Origin of the sequence: Secundilactobacillus oryzae JCM 18671 (genome assembly GCF_000740055.1) — a bacterium.
In the GTDB taxonomy this organism is placed as follows: Bacteria; Bacillota; Bacilli; order Lactobacillales; family Lactobacillaceae; genus Secundilactobacillus; species Secundilactobacillus oryzae.
Genome location: NZ_BBJM01000073.1, coordinates 1 through 673, shown reverse-complemented (window position 1 = coordinate 673; position 673 = coordinate 1). Strand labels below are relative to the sequence as shown.

Genomic DNA, 673 nt, shown 5'->3' with positions numbered 1-673 from the left:
TCAGACGGTGAGTGATAAGATCCATCGTCGAAAGGGGAACAGCCCAGACCACCAATTAAGGTCCCTAAATGTATGCTAAGTGGAAAAGGTAGTGAAGTTGCATAGACAGCTAGGATGTTGGCTCAGAAGCAGCCACCATTTAAAGAGTGCGTAATAGCTCACTAGCCGAGTGATTTTGCGCCGAAAATGTACCGGGGCTAAGCATACTACCGAAATTGTGGATGCAACCGTAAGGTTGCGTGATAGGAGAGCGTTCTAAGGGCGGTGAAGCTAGATCGTAAGGACTAGTGGAGCGCTTAGAAGTGAGAATGCCGGTATGAGTAGCGAAAGACCAGTGAGAATCTGGTCCACCGAATGACTAAGGTTTCCTGGGGAAGGCTCGTCCTCCCAGGGTTAGTCGGGACCTAAGTCGAGGCCGAGAGGCGTAGACGATGGATAACAGGTTGAGATTCCTGTACTAGTTAAACGTGTTTGAACGATGGAGGGACGCAGGAGGCTAAGGTGAGCATGCAGCTGGAAAAGCATGTTCAAGCAATAAGTCTGGTTAGCAGTCAAATGCTGGTGACCGTGTAGACAAGTTGTGATGAGGACCGAATTAAGTAGGGAAGCACCTGATGTCACACTGCCGAGAAAAGCTTCTAGTGAATGTTTAACTACCCGTACCGCAAACCGA

General features: G+C 49.0%; 1 rRNA gene. It reads left to right on the top strand.

The window, feature by feature from the left end:
- Window positions 1–673, top strand: a 23S ribosomal RNA gene (locus LOSG293_RS09800); the annotation flags it as partial.